At 60.7% G+C, this 16929-nt stretch carries 16 protein-coding genes; 3 read left to right on the forward strand and 13 right to left on the reverse strand.

Features of this window, described 5'->3' with window-relative positions:
• Positions 1–36: 36 nt before the first annotated feature.
• The 8 genes from CKW24_RS01960 to CKW24_RS01995 all read right to left on the reverse strand — a co-directional run bounded on the left by CKW24_RS01960 (position 37) and on the right by CKW24_RS01995 (position 10560).
• Entirely contained in the window at positions 37–930 is an 894-nt protein-coding gene (locus CKW24_RS01960; RefSeq protein ID WP_095164924.1) for a peptidoglycan DD-metalloendopeptidase family protein, read from the reverse strand.
• An 84-nt stretch (positions 931–1014) separates the two neighbouring features.
• The gene (locus CKW24_RS01965) at positions 1015–1935 is read right to left on the reverse strand and encodes a response regulator (RefSeq protein WP_095164926.1); all 921 of its coding nucleotides are present in this window, start codon (positions 1933–1935) and stop codon (positions 1015–1017) included.
• 73 nt (positions 1936–2008) lie between these two features.
• Positions 2009–2770, reverse strand: coding sequence for a phosphate signaling complex protein PhoU (phoU, locus tag CKW24_RS01970; RefSeq protein ID WP_095164928.1), 762 nt, complete (start codon positions 2768–2770; stop codon positions 2009–2011).
• A gap of 111 nt (positions 2771–2881) precedes the next feature.
• Positions 2882–3715, reverse strand: coding sequence for a phosphate ABC transporter ATP-binding protein PstB (gene pstB / locus CKW24_RS01975; RefSeq protein ID WP_033042681.1), 834 nt, complete (start codon positions 3713–3715; stop codon positions 2882–2884).
• Between the two features lie 184 nt (positions 3716–3899).
• Positions 3900–5570 carry a phosphate ABC transporter permease PstA gene (pstA, locus tag CKW24_RS01980; RefSeq protein ID WP_095164929.1) on the reverse strand — a complete coding sequence of 557 codons (1671 nt, stop codon included), beginning with the start codon at positions 5568–5570 and terminating at the stop codon, positions 3900–3902.
• 15 nt (positions 5571–5585) lie between these two features.
• Entirely contained in the window at positions 5586–7619 is a 2034-nt protein-coding gene (locus CKW24_RS01985; RefSeq protein WP_177440565.1) for an ABC transporter permease subunit, read from the reverse strand.
• A gap of 427 nt (positions 7620–8046) precedes the next feature.
• Complete coding sequence (locus CKW24_RS01990) at positions 8047–9048, reverse strand: phosphate ABC transporter substrate-binding protein PstS (protein ID WP_095164933.1); 1002 nt, start codon at positions 9046–9048, stop codon at positions 8047–8049.
• A 213-nt stretch (positions 9049–9261) separates the two neighbouring features.
• Positions 9262–10560 carry an MFS transporter gene (locus tag CKW24_RS01995; protein WP_095164934.1) on the reverse strand — a complete coding sequence of 433 codons (1299 nt, stop codon included), beginning with the start codon at positions 10558–10560 and terminating at the stop codon, positions 9262–9264.
• 361 nt (positions 10561–10921) lie between these two features.
• Here CKW24_RS01995 and CKW24_RS02000 point away from each other — a divergent pair, with 361 nt between their 5' ends.
• The gene (locus CKW24_RS02000; RefSeq protein WP_095164936.1) at positions 10922–11326 is read left to right on the forward strand and encodes an acyl-CoA thioesterase; all 405 of its coding nucleotides are present in this window, start codon (positions 10922–10924) and stop codon (positions 11324–11326) included.
• Positions 11327–11357: 31 nt separating this feature from the next.
• Complete coding sequence (locus tag CKW24_RS02005) at positions 11358–12257, forward strand: D-hexose-6-phosphate mutarotase (protein WP_095164938.1); 900 nt, start codon at positions 11358–11360, stop codon at positions 12255–12257.
• 29 nt (positions 12258–12286) lie between these two features.
• Here CKW24_RS02005 and CKW24_RS02010 read toward each other — a convergent pair whose 3' ends face one another.
• The 4 genes from CKW24_RS02010 to purE form a co-directional block, all read right to left on the reverse strand.
• On the reverse strand, positions 12287–12823 hold the full coding sequence (locus tag CKW24_RS02010) for a DUF3299 domain-containing protein (protein WP_095165198.1): 537 nt from the start codon (positions 12821–12823) through the stop codon (positions 12287–12289).
• Between the two features lie 87 nt (positions 12824–12910).
• Entirely contained in the window at positions 12911–13156 is a 246-nt protein-coding gene (locus CKW24_RS02015) for a GlsB/YeaQ/YmgE family stress response membrane protein (RefSeq protein ID WP_095164940.1), read from the reverse strand.
• 104 nt (positions 13157–13260) lie between these two features.
• Entirely contained in the window at positions 13261–14346 is a 1086-nt protein-coding gene (locus CKW24_RS02020) for a 5-(carboxyamino)imidazole ribonucleotide synthase (RefSeq protein WP_095164942.1), read from the reverse strand.
• Positions 14347–14357: 11 nt separating this feature from the next.
• Positions 14358–14849, reverse strand: a complete 492-nt coding sequence (purE, locus tag CKW24_RS02025; RefSeq protein WP_095164944.1) for a 5-(carboxyamino)imidazole ribonucleotide mutase — start codon at positions 14847–14849, stop codon at positions 14358–14360.
• Positions 14850–15205: 356 nt separating this feature from the next.
• Between purE and CKW24_RS02030 the strand changes: the two genes are divergently transcribed.
• Positions 15206–15796 (forward strand): hypothetical protein, encoded by a 591-nt coding sequence (locus tag CKW24_RS02030; RefSeq protein WP_095164946.1) that lies wholly within the window; start codon positions 15206–15208, stop codon positions 15794–15796.
• Positions 15797–15912: 116 nt separating this feature from the next.
• Here the strand turns inward: CKW24_RS02030 and CKW24_RS02035 are convergent, their stop codons facing one another.
• On the reverse strand, positions 15913–16824 hold the full coding sequence (locus tag CKW24_RS02035; protein ID WP_095164948.1) for a LysR substrate-binding domain-containing protein: 912 nt from the start codon (positions 16822–16824) through the stop codon (positions 15913–15915).
• Between the last annotated feature and the right edge of the window lie 105 nt (positions 16825–16929).

Genomic DNA, 16929 nt, shown 5'->3' on the forward strand with positions numbered 1-16929 from the left:
AGCCTGCAGGCTGCGATCTTTTATCTGCAGGCCCACCTATCTCCCCAACGCGAAGTTCGGCAGGCTGCCCACCGGCTGGCTGAACTGATACGGGATCGACACCAGCCCCAACCCGGTATTGCGCTGCACCACGAAGTGCAGGTGCGGACCGCTGCTGTTGCCCGTATTGCCGGACAGCGCCAGGGCGCTGCCCACCGCCACCCGCTGCCCTTCACGGACCCGTACCGAACCCTGCTTGAGGTGCAGGTACACGCCCATGGTCCCGTCGTTGTGCAGCACCCGCACAAAGTTGCCCGCCGGATCCGTGCCGCGACCGCTCTGGCGGTTCTCGGTTTTCACCACCACCCCGGCCCGTGCCGCAATGATCGGCGTGCCTTCAGGCATGGCGATGTCCATGGCGTAGCGATTCTTCGGTCCGTAATGGCTGTACTGGCCGTTGGCACCCTGACTCAGGCGAAACGGACCGCCGCGCCAGGGTAGCGGGTAACGATAGCTCAGCGTGGCGCCTGAGGGGTCGCCCAAGGCGTATTTGAGCCTGGGGGTATAGATCAGCGGCTTGCCGGCGCGGGACGCCTTGAGCAGCGCCAGACGGGTGCTGCTACGCGCTGGCAGGACCTGTCGGATGGCCTGGGCGGGCACGCCACTGAGGTTTTTCACCTGGTGAAAACTCAACTCGACCTCGACCGGCGCATACAGGTCGTTGCGCACATACACGCTGTGGCTGCCCGCCTGCTTCTTGATCTGCAGGTGCACCTGGCGGTCGAGGCGCTCGTCCATCCGGTCGCGGAATACAAACACCTGGGACCCACGGGACGGCCGATCGCTATAGGACACCACGCCATTGGCGTGCTGGGTCTTGTAGATGGTCGTGGCCACGGCCAGGCTCGAGGCCATGAGCAGGCCACAGCAAATCAGCAATCGCGCGAGCATGGGCAGCATTCTGTCGGGGCAGGCTTGAGGTGAGCCTAGCAGTCAGAATGGCCCCAGGCTGGCGCCAGCTGTTTCAAAAGCTGATTACGCACCCGGTACAAAGTGCTTCTGCGCCGTGCCCCGGGCGATCAGCCGGGAAATGTAATCGAGCTTCTGGGCATCCTGGTCGACGAAGCGGAAGGTCAGTTGCAGCCACTCGCTGTCGGGTTTCGGCTCGTGGGCGACGATGGCATGCAGGTAGCCGTTGAGGCGGGCGATTTCGGCGTTGTCACCCTGCTCCAGGTCGAGCACGGCGCTGTCGAGCACTTGCGGTAGCGTCTCACTGCGTTTGACCACCAGCAGCGCTTCCTTGATGCTCAGGGCCTTGATCACGCAGGCCTGGATGCCGCTGGGCAGGCGCAACTGGCCCTGGCCACGGCCACCGGCGGGCGACGGCATCGGGGCCTTGATCGGCGGGCTGCTGAGCAAACCCTTGGCGGGCTCCGCCGGGCGGTTTTGCAGATACGCGTTGGGCGCTGGCGCCGCAGCCACTGGCGCCTTGCCGGCGGTCAGGGCATTCAGCGAGTCATTGGCGAATGCCGGTGCCAGCTTGGCCGGGGCCTGATTCAGCAAGGCATCGAGCTTGCCGATTTTATTCAGGGCCTGTTTGACCTTGCTCAGCAATTGCTCGTTGGTGAAGGGCTTGCTCACATAACCCGAAACACCGGCCTGGATCGCCTGGACGACGTTTTCCTTGTCGCCACGGCTGGTGACCATGATGAACGGCATGGTCTTGAGGGCGTCCTGCTCGCGGCACCAGGTCAGCAACTCCAGGCCGGACATTTCCGGCATCTCCCAGTCGCACAGCACCAGGTCGAAGGTTTCGCGGGTCAGCAGGCCTTGCGCCTTGCGGCCGTTGACCGCGTCTTCGATGCGCATGCCCGGGAAGTAGTTGCGCAGGCACTTCTTCATCAGATCACGAATGAACGCAGCATCGTCCACGACCAACACACTGACCTTACTCATCGACCACCCCTCGTTATTGTCCCGACCAACAAAAACGCCCGGCCAATGGCCGGGCGTTTTTACTTGGGCAATCTTACTTATCGTCAGATTCACCCGGAACATTAGCGGTTTCGCCACTGGTGCCTTCAACTTCTTCCTTCATGCGCTTGAGACCCAGGTGACGCACGTCCGTGCCGCGCACCAGGTAGATCACCAGCTCGGAGATGTTGCGGGCGTGGTCGCCAATTCGCTCCAGCGAACGCAGGACCCAGATGATGCTCAGCACGCGCGAGATCGAGCGCGGGTCTTCCATCATGTAGGTGGCCAGCTCGCGCAGCGCGGTCTTGTACTCACGGTCGATGATCTTGTCGTACTGGGCCACGGACAGCGCCAGGTCGGCATCGAAGCGGGCGAAGGCATCCAGCGCGTCGCGGACCATGTTGCGCACCTGGTCACCAATGTGGCGCACCTCGACGTAGCCACGCGGAGCCTCGCCTTCTTCGCACAACTGGATGGCCCGGCGGGCAATCTTGGTGGCTTCGTCGCCGATGCGCTCGAGGTCGATCACCGACTTGGAGATGCTGATGATCAAACGCAGGTCGGACGCCGCCGGCTGACGACGGGCCAGGATGCGCAGGCATTCTTCGTCGATGTTGCGTTCCATCTGGTTGATCTGGTCGTCGATCTCGCGCACTTGCTGGGCCAGGCCGGAGTCGGCCTCGATCAGCGCCGTGACCGCGTCGTTGACCTGCTTTTCGACCAGCCCGCCCATGGCCAGGAGGTGGCTGCGCACTTCCTCCAGCTCAGCGTTGAACTGCGCGGAAATGTGATGCGTGAGGCCTTCTTTGGAAATCATGCGTTCGCTCCGAAAAAGCGTTTAACCAAGAGCTGCAAGCTACAAGCTGCAAGCTGTTATGTGGTGATCCATGCCGCTTCGCTTCTAACTTGCCGCTTGAAGCTGCTTCAACTAGCCGTACCGTCCGGTGATGTAGTCTTCGGTCTGCTTTTTCGCCGGATTGGTGAACAGGGTGTCGGTGTCGCCGAATTCCACCAGCTTGCCCATGTACATGAACGCGGTGTAGTCGGAAACCCGGGCGGCCTGTTGCATGTTGTGGGTCACGATGACGATGGTGAACTTGGATTTCAACTCGTAGATCAGCTCTTCAACCTTCAGCGTCGAGATCGGGTCGAGTGCCGAGCAGGGTTCGTCGAGCAGCAGCACTTCCGGCTCCACGGCGATGGTCCGCGCAATCACCAGACGCTGCTGTTGACCACCGGACAGGCCCAGTGCCGACTCGTGCAGGCGGTCCTTGACCTCATCCCACAGCGCCGCGCCTTTCAACGCCCACTCCACGGCCTCGTCGAGCACGCGTTTTTTGTTGATGCCCTGGATCCGCAGGCCGTAGACCACGTTTTCATAGATGGTCTTGGGGAACGGGTTGGGCTTCTGGAACACCATGCCGACCCGGCGACGCAGCTCGGCCACGTCTTCACCCTTGCGGTAGATGTTGTTGCCGTACAGGTTGATCGCGCCTTCGACACGGCAACCGTCGACCAGATCGTTCATCCGGTTGAAGGTACGCAGCAGGGTCGACTTGCCACAGCCGGACGGGCCGATGAAGGCGGTCACGCGCTGCTTGGGAATGTTCATGCTGACGTCGAACAGAGCTTGTTTGTCGCCGTAGAACAGGCTCAGGCCCGGCACTTCGATGGCTACGGTTTCCTGCTCGAGGTTCAGGCTCTGTTTGTCGCGACCCAGGGCCGACATGTTGATGCCGTGGGTATGTGCTTCGTGCTGCATGGGAGGCTCCCTGTGCTAACAAATTCGGTTTTATGAGCCACTGGCCTAGCCAATGAAATACTCAAAATCTGTGGCTTGCGTCGATCCTTGTGGGAGCTGGCTTGCCAGCGAAGCAGACGACTCGGTCTGGCAGCAACACCGCAGTGCTGCCATCGCTGGCAAGCCAGCTCCCACAGGACTTGTATTAGCTATCCAGTGCTTTGTATTTTTCGCGCAGGTGGTTACGGATCCACACTGCCGACAGGTTGAGCGTGGCGATCACCATGACCAGCAGCAGCGCCGTGGCGTACACCAGTGGGCGTGCGGCCTCGACGTTCGGGCTCTGGAAGCCGACGTCATAAATGTGGAAGCCCAGGTGCATGATCTTCTGGTCCAGGTGCAGGTACGGGTAGTTACCGTCCAGCGGCAACGACGGCGCCAGTTTCACCACGCCCACCAGCATCAACGGTGCTACCTCGCCGGCCGCTCGGGCCACCGCGAGAATCATGCCGGTCATCATCGCCGGACTGGCCATCGGCAGCACGATCTTCCACAGGGTTTCCGCCTTGGTCGCACCGAGGGCCAACGAGCCCTCACGTACGGTGCGGGGAATCCGCGCCAGGCCTTCTTCGGTGGCCACGATCACCACCGGCACCGCCAGCAGTGCCAGGGTCAGCGAGGCCCAGAGCAGTCCTGGCGTACCGAAGGTCGGTGCCGGCAAGGCTTCCGGGAAGAACAGGCGGTCAACCGAGCCACCCAGGACATAGACGAAGAAGCCCAGGCCGAACACCCCGTAGACAATCGCCGGCACACCCGCCAGGTTGTTCACCGCGATGCGGATCAACCGGGTCATGGTGCCCTGGCGTGCATATTCACGCAGGTAAACCGCCGCCAGTACACCAAACGGGGTGACGATCATCGCCATGATCAGGGTCATCATCACGGTGCCGAAGATCGCCGGGAAGATCCCGCCTTCGGTGTTGGCTTCACGTGGGTCGTCGCTGAGGAATTCCCAGACCTTGCTGAAGTAGAAGCCGACCTTGGTCAAGGTGCTCATCGCGTTCGGCTGGAAGGCGTGAACCACCTTGCCCAGTTCGATTTCGACTTCCTTGCCGTTGCCATCGCGGGCCGTCAGGCTGTCGCGATTGACCTGCGCATGCAGATCGCCCAAGCGCTTTTCAATGTCCTGGTAGCGGGCATTGAGCTCGGCGCGATCCGACTCCATGTCGGCCTGGGCCGCGGCGTCCAGCTTGCCGTCCAGTTCCAGCTTGCGACCGTGCAGGCGGATACGCTCCAGGCCGGCGTTGATCGCACCAATGTCGGATTTTTCCAGGGTCTTGAGTTCAGCCGCCAGTTTGCTGACTCGCTCGATCCGCGCTTGCAGCTCAGGCCAGGCGGCCTCGCCTTCAGCGATGACCTTGCCGTCTTGCTTGACGTTGACCAGGTAGCCGTAGAAGTTGCCCCATTCACGACGCTCGATTGCCATCAGTTCCGGCGGCGTGGTCTGGTTGGTCAGCCATTCACCGACGATCCAGGTGAAGTCGTTGCCGTTGAGATCACGGTTGCCGACCTTGATCAGCTCCCGGGTCATGAACTCAGGGCCCTGGTCCGGGACCGGCAGGCCCGCGCTTTTCAGGCGCTCACGTGGCACTTGTTCCTTCTGCACCACTTCGCCGATGACCACATGGTTGGCCTGGCCCGGCACATCGTACTGGGCATGCACCAGGTCGGCGGGCCAGAAGTGGCCCAGGCCGCGCACGGCAATCACTGCCAGCAAACCAATGGTCATGATGACGGCGATGGCCACCGCGCCACCGCTGATCCAGACGCCGGGGGCGCCGCTCTTGAACCATCCTTTCAGGGAGTTCTGTTTCACAGACTTCTACCTTTCTTAAAGCGACGAGTATTTCTTGCGCAGACGCTGACGAATCAGTTCCGCGAGGGTATTCATGACGAAGGTGAACAGCAGCAGCACCAAGGCCGAGAGGAACAGCACGCGGTAGTGGCTGCCGCCGACTTCCGACTCCGGCATTTCCACCGCGACGTTGGCCGCCAGGGTCCGCAGGCCTTCGAACAGGTTCATCTCCATCACCGGGGTGTTGCCGGTGGCCATCAGCACGATCATGGTTTCGCCGACTGCGCGCCCCATGCCGATCATCAAGGCCGAGAAAATACCCGGGCTGGCGGTCAGGATCACCACCCGCGTCATGGTCTGCCATGGCGTGGCACCCAGGGCCAGCGATCCCAGGGTCAGGCCGCGCGGCACACTGAACACGGCGTCTTCGGCGATCGAGTAGATGTTCGGGATCACCGCAAAACCCATGGCCAGTCCGACTACCAGGGCGTTGCGCTGGTCGTAGGTAATGCCCAGGTCGTGGGAGATCCACATGCGCATGTCGCCACCGAAGAACCAGGTCTCCAGGTACGGGCTCATGTACAGCGAGAGCCAGCCGACGAAGATGATCACCGGGATCAGGATTGCGCTTTCCCAGCCGTCCGGCACTTTCAGGCGGATCGACTCAGGCAGGCGGCTGAAGGTGAAACCCGCCACCAGGATGCCGACTGGCATCAGCAGCAGCAGGCTGAAGATGCCCGGCAAGTGCCCTTCCACATAGGGAGCGAGGAACAGGCCGGCGAAGAAGCCGAGGATCACCGTCGGCATCGCCTCCATCAGCTCGATCACCGGCTTGACCTTGCGGCGCATGCCAGGCGCCATGAAGTAGGCGGTATAGATCGCCGCTGCAATGGCCAGTGGCGCGGCCAGCAGCATGGCGTAGAACGCCGCTTTCAAGGTACCGAAGGTCAGCGGCGACAAGCTCAGTTTGGGCTCGAAGTCGGTGTTGGCCGCGGTCGATTGCCAGACGTATTTAGGCTCGTCGTAGTTTTCGTACCAGACCTTGCTCCACAGTGCGCTCCAGGAAACTTCCGGGTGCGGGTTGTCGAGCAGCAACGGTTGCAGCTTGCCGCCCTGCTCCACGATCACCCGGTTGGCACGCGGCGACAGGCCGAAGATGCCCTGGCCGTCGACCACCTGGTCCACCAGCAAGGTGCGGTGGGCGGTGCTGTGGAACACGCCGAGTTTGCCGGACGCGTCCAGGGCAACAAAGCCTTTGCGACGCTCTTCGGCGGTGATTTCAACGATAGGCGCGGTGCCCATCTGGAAGGTCCGGATCTGCTTCAGGCGTTGCTCGCCATCCGGATCACGGGCCATGAACCATTGGGCCAGGCCACCCTTGGAGTCACCGATGATCAGCGAGATACCGCCCACCAGCTGGGTGCTGGCGGTGACTTGGGTTTCGCCATCTTCCAGTAGCTTGTAGCGACCGTTGAGGTTTTTTTCCCGCAGGCTGAACACATCGGCCTGGGCCCGGCCGTTAAGCACGTACAGCCACTGCTGGCGCGGGTCGATGAAGATGTTCTTCACCGGCTCGGTCATTTGCGGCAAATCGATGCGCTGCTGATCACTGGTGACTTCACCGGTCATCATGTTTTCTTCTTTAGTCAGCGCCAGGACGTGCAACTGCGCACCGCTGGAACCGGCGACCACCAGGGTCGTGTCGGTGGCATTGAGGCTGACGTGCTCCAGCGCGGCGCCCTGCTCGTTCAGCGCAATCGGCGCCTCACCGTAGGGGTACTCGATGGCCGGCGAGATGGTCTTCTTGCCATCCGGGTAGCTGACTTTATAGGTGTGACGGAACACCAGGGCCTGGCCGTTGGACAGGCCAACGATCACCAGCGGGCTGCCGGGCTGGTCTTCACCGATCGAGGCAACGCTGGTACCGGCCGGGATCGGCAGGTCGACGCGACGCAGTTCGGCGCCACTGTCGAGGTCAAAGAACAGCGCCTGGCCCTTGTCGGAAACCCGCATGGCGACCTGGTTCTGCTCTTCGAGGGAAATCATCAGCGGCTTGCCGGCGTCTTGCATCCAGGCAGGCGTGATCGAGTCTTTGGCGGTCAACTCGGCACCCTGGAACAGCGGGGCGACGACATAGGCCAGGAAGAAGAAAATCAGGGTGATCGCGCCGAGCACGGCGAGGCCGCCGATCAGCACGTACCAGCGGGTCAGGCGATCCTTGAGCGCACGAATGCGCCGCTTGCGTTGCAGCTCAGGCGTATTGAAATCAATGCGCTTGGGAGGGGAAGTCGTAGTCATTGGGGAATTGGCCAGATCATTCATGCGCACACCCTAGCGATCCTGTATGACAGAAAGATGACAATGCAGTGACGCAACAAATCCGCCGCCTGTGGAAACTGGCAGCGGATAGAAAATTGAGGGCCGGTAAACACCGGCATGTGTAGGAGCGAGGCTTGCCCGCTCCTACATTGATCCGGGGCTAGCCCGGATCAGGGTTTTACTTTTTTGCGACTTCAGCGCCACCTTCGTGCAGACCCAGGTCAGCCAGTGCCTTGGCGGCTACCTTGGCTGGCAGTGGGATGTAACCGTCCTTGACGACCACTTCCTGGCCCTGTTTCGACAGGATCAGTTTCACGAACTCGGCTTCCAGCGGGGCCAGAGGCTTGTTCGGGGCCTTGTTGACGTACACGTAGAGGAAACGCGACAGTGGGTACTTGCCGTTCAGGGCGTTTTCTTCGGTGTCTTCGATGAAGTCAGTGCTGCCTTTCTTGGCCAGGGCCACGGTCTTCACGCTAGCGGTCTTGTAGCCGATACCCGAGTAACCGATGCCGTTCAGCGAGGAGCTGATCGATTGCACCACCGAGGCCGAGCCCGGTTGTTCGTTGACGTTTGGCTTGAAGTCGCCTTTGCACAGGGCTTCTTCCTTGAAGTAGCCATAAGTGCCGGATACCGAGTTGCGACCGAACAGCTGTACCGGCTTGTTGGCCAGGTCGCCGGTCACACCCAGGTCACCCCAGGTTTTCACGTCGGCCTTGGCGCCGCACAGGCGAGTCGAGGAGAACACAGCATCGACCTGTTCCATGGTCAGGTGCTTGATCGGGTTGTCTTTGTGCACGAACACGGCCAGGGCATCCACGGCGACCGGGATGGCGGTCGGCTTGTAGCCGTACTTGGTTTCGAAGGCCTGCAGCTCGTTGTCCTTCATCTTGCGGCTCATCGGGCCCAGGTTAGCGGTGCCTTCAGTCAGCGCAGGTGGTGCGGTCGAGGAACCGGCAGCCTGAATCTGGATATTGACGTTCGGGTATTCTTTTTTGTAGTTCTCAGCCCACAGGGTCATGAGGTTAGCCAGGGTATCGGAGCCGACGCTGGACAGGTTGCCCGACACACCAGTGGTCTTGGTGTAGCTCGGGATAGCAGGGTCAACAGCGGCAACTGCGTTGGCAGTCGCAACGCCAGCAGCGACAAAAGTCATTGCCGCCATCAAACGCTTCAGTTTCATGCCTTACTCCTGGTAATAGGGTGTTTTAGGTCGGGGCCAAGTATCGGCAGGCCGTGTGAACACTCTATGACTTGAATATGACAATTAGATGAAAGGCCAGCATGGGCTGTTACGCGCTGATTCGTGGTGTCTCCAATCGCCAGCAGACGCAGAGCCGGGCGGCGCTCCGTCTGCTTGCAATGATGTCAGTACTAATGATGCAAGAAGTCGGGCCTAGCGCCCCTTCTTCCACAGATACCCACCCACGATGATCCCCACGCCGCAGATGATCGCCACGTAGTAGGCCGGCCCCATCGGGCTTTCCTTGAGCAACAGGGTGACGACCATCGGTGTCAGGCCACCGAAGATGGCGTAGGCCAGGTTGTAGGAGAACGACAGGCCGCTGAAGCGCACCACGGCCGGGAAGGCCTTGACCATGACGTAGGGCACCGCACCGATGGTGCCGACCAAAAGGCCAGTCAGGGAGTACATCGGGAACAGCCAGTCCGGGTGATTGAACAGGCTGTGATAGAAGGTCCACGAACTCAGCAGCAGCAAGCCGCTGCCGAACACAAACACCCGGCCTGCACCGAAGCGGTCAGCCAGGGCGCCGGACGCCACGCAGCCCAGGCTCAGGAACACGATCGCCAGGCTGTTGGCCTGCAATGCGGTGGTGGCCGAGAAGTGGTAGACGGTTTGCAGCACGGTCGGGGTCATCAGGATCACCACGATGATCCCGGCCGACAGCAGCCAGGTCAGCAGCATCGAGATGGCGATCGCCCCGCGATGGTCGCGCAGTACCGCACGCAGCGGCACTTCTTCGGCCAGAGCCTTGCGCAGCTGCAACTCGGCGAACACCGGGGTTTCGTGCAGCCAGCGACGCAGGTAAACCGAGAACAGGCCAAACACGCCACCCAGCAGGAACGGGATCCGCCAGGCGTAGTCGGCGACTTGCTCAGGGGTATAGATGCTGTTGATCGCCGTGGCTACCAGCGAGCCCAGGAGGATGCCGGCGGTCAGGCCTGACGTCAGCGTGCCGCAGGCATAGCCAATGTGCCGCCCAGGCACGTGCTCGGAAACGAACACCCATGCCCCCGGCACTTCCCCGCCAATGGCGGCGCCCTGGATCACCCGCATCAGCAGCAGCAGGATCGGTGCCCACATGCCGATCTGCGCGTAGGTCGGCAGCAGGCCCATGATCAACGTCGGCACCGCCATCATGAAGATGCTCAGGGTGAACATCTTCTTGCGACCCAGCAGGTCACCGAAGTGGGCCATGACGATGCCACCCAGTGGCCGTGCCAGGTACCCGGCGGCAAAGATCCCGAAGGTCTGCATCAGGCGTAGCCACTCGGGCATGTCCGCCGGGAAGAACAGCTTGCCGACCACCGTGGCGAAAAACACGAAGATGATGAAGTCGTAGAACTCCAGCGCACCGCCCAGGGCGGAAAGCGACAGAGTCTTGTAGTCGTTGCGGGTCAAGGGACGTGCGGGCTGCGCGGGTGACGCTATGCTCGATGGCGCTGTGGTCATGGCAAGGGCTTCTCTTATAGTCAGATCTGCAACCCCAACAACGCTGGCTGGGGCTTGGGCAGGTTCGGCACGATAGCAAATTGTTCGAAAAAGCACAGGGATGCGCGTAATTGACAGTCAAAATGAGAACCGGACGGTCGTCGCGCGGTCTACCGCTCGATATACTCGCAGCCTGCAACACGCTGCAAGGGTTGCTGTGCGAAGACGCTGCTGGTGCGACCAGTCGATTTCGCAGAGTTTCCCTTTAGCACGCCTTATGGAAAACGCGACGAACGTAGTATGTTCGGGCTGAATCGTTTTTCTCAAGACGGCTATTCACCTGAAGTACCAATGAGAGTCACGGGTTAGAGGCACCCCCGGCATGATAGAACTCGAACAAGACGATCCGATCCCGCAAGGCGACCTGGCCCTGCAAATCACCGCGCTTCCTCGCGAGACCAACGGTTTTGGCGATATTTTCGGCGGCTGGCTGGTGTCCCAGATGGACTTGGCCGGCACGGCGATGGCCAGCAAGATCGCCGGTGGGCGCGTTGCCACCGTGGCCATCGATCGCATGGCTTTCCTGGTACCGGTCGCCGTTGGCGCACAGCTCTCGTTCTATACCCAGGCCCAGGAAATCGGTCGTACGTCGATCAAGATGCTGGTCGAGGTCTGGAGCGACGATCCGCTGTCCAGCGAGTGGCGTAAGGTCACCGAGGCGGCGTTCGTGTTTGTTGCCATCGACGGCAGCGGTCGTACCCGCTCGGTACCCCCGCGAGCCTGTTGAATCCCCCCTGTTGCCGATCGAGAGCTGTCCCATGAACACGCCCAATGTTGAAGCGGTAAAACTGGATCAACTGAACTGCTGGCGGATTCGCCAGGGTCAGGCCGAATTGCTGGTAGCCCAGCAAGGCGCGCATATCCTCAGCTATCAACTGGCCGGGCAGCCGCCCCTGATCTGGCTCAACGACGAGGCGGTGTTCCAGACCGGCAAAAGCATCCGCGCCGGGGTGCCCGTGTGCTGGCCGTGGTTCGGCAACTTCGAACGCAACCCACCGAGCGTGCAGGCCATGCGCGTCAGCGATCAGCCTGCCAACGCCCACGGCCTGGTGCGGGCGCTGGACTGGGAACTGGAAGGCATCGAAACCGAGGGCGACAGCCTGAACGTAGTGTTTGCCCTGCCCATCCCGGAAAACGGCCTGCCCGGCTGGCCCCATCAGGTCGACCTGAAGCTGAACATTCGTCTGGATGAGCAACTGCAGATCGATCTGACCAGCCACAACCGGGGCACTGACAGCGTCACCATCAGCCAGGCGCTGCACAGTTACTTCGCGGTCAGCGACGTGCGCAACGTGCACGTCGAAGGCGTGGACGGGCTGGAGTACATCGAAACCCTGGACAACTGGAACACCGTCACTCAGCACGGCGATCTGCGGTTCAGTGGCGAAACCGACCGGATTTACCTCAATACCCCGGACAAACTAAGCATTGTCGACCCGGCCTGGGAGCGACGTATCGAATTGACCGCCCGCGGTTCACGCTCGGCTGTGATCTGGAATCCCTGGATCGAACGCGCAGCAGCGTTCAGCGACATGGCCGACGATGGCTGGCAGCGCATGCTGTGCATCGAGACGGCCAATGTGCTGGGTGATGTGGTCACGTTGGCGCCCGGGGAGAGTCATACGCTGGGTGTGAGCATCGCGAGTTTGGCGGTCTAGCTCAAGAAGACCGCAGCCTGCGGCAGTTCCTACAGGTCGGATTCTTGTACCACCCGTACCTGGGCTGCATCGAGGGCGTAGGCGGCATCGGCCAGGTCGTTGTTGACCGTCTCGATCTTCAACGTGCCGCTGACCCACAAGGGCGTGTAGATGTCGTCCAGCTTCAAGCCCTTGGGGTAGCGCACCAGCACCAGTTGATTGGGCGGTGGTGGTGGCACATGAATGCAGGCGCCCGGGTACGGCACCAGGAAGAACAGCGTGCTGCGGCCCTTGCCGTCGGTTTCCAGCGGCACCGGGTAACCACCGATGCGCACCTGCTTGTGGTTCATCGCGGCCACGGTCTTGGTCGAATACATCACCGCCGGCAAGCCCTTGCTCTGCTTCAAGCCACCCTTGTCGGTAAAAGTGCCATTGGCTTCCGGAGAGTTGTGGTCGATTTCCGGCATGGCTTCCAACGCCTTCTGATCCGACTTGGGCATCAGTTCGAGCCAGTCGGTTTCCGGCAGGTCGCCAGCATGGGCCAGGCCAGTGCCCAGCAATACAAGAGTCAGCAGAAGACGGCGCATGAAGGTGCTCGGCAAAGAAGGGAAGTCAGGTCGCCGGGCATTCTAGCCCGCTGCGCGTGAACTGCGCAGCGGGCTTGATCGCTTGAATCAGTTCTTTTTGACCAGACCGTAGATCACCAGCAGCACCACCGCGCCCACCAGGGCACCGAGGAAGCCCGCGCCTTGACCGGCCTGGTAGATGCCCAGTGCCTGGCCGCCGTAGGTCGCGGCCAGTGAGCCGGCGATACCGAGCAGGATGGTCATGATCCAGCCCATGCTGTCATCACCCGGTTTCAGGAAACGAGCCAGCAGGCCCACGATCAATCCGATGAAGATGGTTCCGATAATTCCCATGGCGCTTCCCTCTGAGTGAAATAGCTATGCCAAAGCCTAGACAGACTTTGGCATCCTGCCATCAGAGAACACTGGGCACCGAAGGTTCCCAGCGCGCCATGGGTTTATTGCTCGGCGATCAGCGCCTGGACCTTGAGGATCTGCTGCTCGAGCGTGACCTTGTCGGCGCAGCGCAGGTTGGCGTGGCCGACCTTGCGCCCGACCTTGAACGCCTTCCCGTAGTGGTGCAGATGGCAATCGTCGATGGCGATGACCTTATCCACCGGCGGAACCACGCCAATGAAGTTGAGCATGGCGCTTTCGCCGACTTTCGCCGTCGAGCCCAGCGGCAGGCCGGCAACGGCGCGCAGGTGGTTTTCGAACTGGCTGCACTCGGCGCCTTCGGTGGTCCAGTGCCCGGAGTTGTGGACCCGCGGAGCGATTTCGTTGGCCTTGAGGCCACCGTCGACTTCAAAGAACTCGAACGCCATCACGCCGACATAGTCCAGTTGCTTGAGCACACGGCTCGAGTAGTCCTCGGCCAGGGCTTGCAGCGGGTGCTCGGTGCTGGCCACGGACAACTTGAGGATGCCGCTGTCGTGGGTGTTGTGCACCAGTGGGTAGAATTTCGTCTCCCCATCACGGGCACGCACGGCAATCAGCGAGACTTCGCCGGTGAACGGCACGAAGCCTTCCAGCAGGCAGGCCACGCTGCCCAGCTCGGCGAAGGTACCCTCCACGTCTTGCGCGGTGCGCAGGACTTTCTGGCCCTTGCCGTCATAACCCAGGGTGCGGGTTTTCAGCACGGCGGGCAGGCCGATGGCAGCCACGGCGGCGTCCAGGTCAGCTTGCGACTGGATGTCAGCGAACGCCGGGGTGGGAATCCCCAGGTCCTTGAACATGCTTTTTTCGAACCAGCGGTCGCGAGCAATGCGCAGCGCTTCGGCGCTCGGGTAGACCGGGACGAACTGCGACAGGAAGGCCACGGTTTCAGCCGGGACGCTTTCGAACTCGAAGGTCACCAGGTCGACTTCGTCGGCCAGTTGACGCAAGTGATCCTGATCGCCGTAATCGGCCCGCAGATGCTCACCCAGCGCGGCGGCACAAGCATCCGGCGCCGGATCCAGGAAAGCGAAGTTCATGCCCAGCGGAGTTCCCGCCAGGGCCAGCATGCGGCCCAACTGGCCGCCACCGATTACACCGATCTTCATCGTCAACAACCTCAGGCGATGCGTGGGTCTGGATTTTCCAGGACGCTGTCTGTCTGCTCAGCACGGAAGGTTTTGAGCACCGCGTGGAACTGCGGGTGCTTGGCGCCAAGGATACTCGCCGACAGCAGGGCTGCGTTGATCGCGCCCGCTTTGCCGATGGCCAGGGTGGCGACCGGAATGCCCGCAGGCATCTGCACTATAGAGAGCAGCGAATCAACGCCCGAGAGCATCGACGACTGCACCGGCACGCCCAGGACCGGCAGGTGGGTCTTGGCCGCACACATGCCAGGCAAGTGGGCCGCGCCGCCAGCACCGGCGATAATCACCTCGATGCCACGCGACTCAGCCTCCTCGGCGTACTGGAACAGCAGGTCCGGGGTGCGGTGGGCAGAGACCACTTTCACCTCGTAAGGGATGCCGAGCTTTTCCAGCATATCGGCGGTGTGGCTAAGGGTGGACCAATCGGACTTGGAGCCCATGATCACGCCAACCAGTGCACTCATCGTCGCGCCTCTTCTCTCTGGGCGCCCGCAGGCGCATCAAAAAACAACAAGCCACGCAGGATGCGTGGCTTGTTTGTACGAATTATGGCCAGTCGTAACCGGCCGAAGGCCGCGCAGTATACCTCAAAGAAGCGGATAAACAGCCCCTGTGGCGACCATCTGTCACGCGCTCGAAAAATAGGTATTTCTTGACTATCAAGTCAGTCAATTGACTGCCTGAATGTGTTCGGATCTCGAGATCGCTAGTTTATTAAAACGCTTACTCGAAACAATTAAACCCACTAAAAAATTGCGGACACCGCCAGACAACGTAAATATAAAACGGCAAAAATCATAATTGAACAGGGAGTACAAATATGAAAAAGCCTATTACCATAATAGTTGTCCTTCACAATGACCTTCAGGAATATCAAAAAAATGATTTATACACTGATTACTTTTCCTGGTTGAAAACAGAACTTGAATCCATCTCGGAACGGTACGTCAGATTTTTGTTGCACTCTCATCATGAAGTTCCGCACTTATCAGGATACAACTACAAAAACGAAGATGGTGTAGCTGCGCTGCGAGGGTGGGTAAACCTGATACAGGACTGGTATACAAAGATATTAAAATACGAAGAACATGAACCGGGCCTGACGAAAGTCCTCTTGTTGACCCGAAACAATATCTACGCAAAGGCAGGGGGGCTCCTCGGAGGGATAGCCGGATACGGCCTTGTCAAAGGTCATTGCGCAATTGCGGCGATCACCTCCAAACAAATTCCAGCACATGAAATAGGCCACATGTTGGGCGCGACACATGAAGACAGCGAAGTCATCTATAACGGCTGGTGGCACGACACGATCATGCTCTCGGACGAATTCTCCAGCGCACGTGGAAACGCTTATCGATACAGTGATAAGAACAGGGAAAACATTCGCAAACACCTTAGTACTTTTGTGTAAGTTCGATTCGCATCGCGCGATCGGAAATCCGAGCATGGCGTGTTTGCGCTATTAACACGCTGACGCCGAATTAACAGCAATTCATGGCCACAGCAGTGGCCATGAATTTTTGGCACTCAAACAGTAGCACCCGCTACGCCACTCTCGAGCTTGCGCCACAACAACCGGACATTCGCTTTGCGCACCAGCGCACAGCGATACAAACGGATCTCCAGCGGCACATGCCATTGCGGTCCACCACACACTACCAATTCGCCACGCGTCAGCTCGGCACGCACGCTCAGCTGCGGCACCCAGGCGATGCCCAGCCCCTCCAAGGCCATGCTTTTCAGGCTGTCGGCCATGGCGGTTTCGTAGATCGTGGTGAAACGCAGTGCCCTTTGGCGCAGCAGCATATTCACCGAACGGCCGAGAAACGCACCGGCGCTGTAGGCCAGCAACGGCACACTGCCCTCGCCTTCCAGATCGAACAGCGGTTTTCCATCGGCATCGGCCGCGCACACCGGCAGCATTTCGGTGTGGCCCAAGTGCAGCGAAGGAAAGATCTCCGGGTCCATTTGCATGGCGGCATCCGGGTCGTAGAACGCCAGCATCAGGTCACAACCGCCCTCGCGCAGCGCATGCACCGCATCGCCGACGTTGGTCGCCACCAGGCGCGTGGCGATGTTCAGGCCTTCGTTGCGCAATTGTGCGATCCAGCGCGGGAAGAACCCCAGGGCCAGGGAGTGCGCGGCCGCCACCTGCATGACCTCGCCCTGGCCGCCTTCAAGGTGGTGCAAATGCCGCAGCACTTCGCCCAGTTGTTCGACCACGGTGCGTGCGGTTACCAGGAACAACTGGCCGGCCGCCGTCAGCTCGATCGGCGTGCGCGAGCGATTGACCAGTTGCAGGCCCAGTGCGGCCTCCAGGCTGCGGATTCGCCGGCTGAACGCCGGCTGGGTGACGAAACGTCGCTCAGCCGCCTGGGAGAAGCTGCGGGTGGCAGCCAGGGCACTAAAGTCCTCCAGCCATTTGCTTTCCAGATTCATCAGGTCCTCCCGGACACGCACCATTTTAGGTCACACGCTCGCCGCTCGGGCGGCGTCACATCGGCATTATGCCGAATACGCATAGGCCAGTGTTTAACAGCATTG

Source organism: Pseudomonas sp. Irchel 3H3 (assembly GCF_900187635.1).
Classification (GTDB): domain Bacteria; phylum Pseudomonadota; class Gammaproteobacteria; order Pseudomonadales; family Pseudomonadaceae; genus Aquipseudomonas.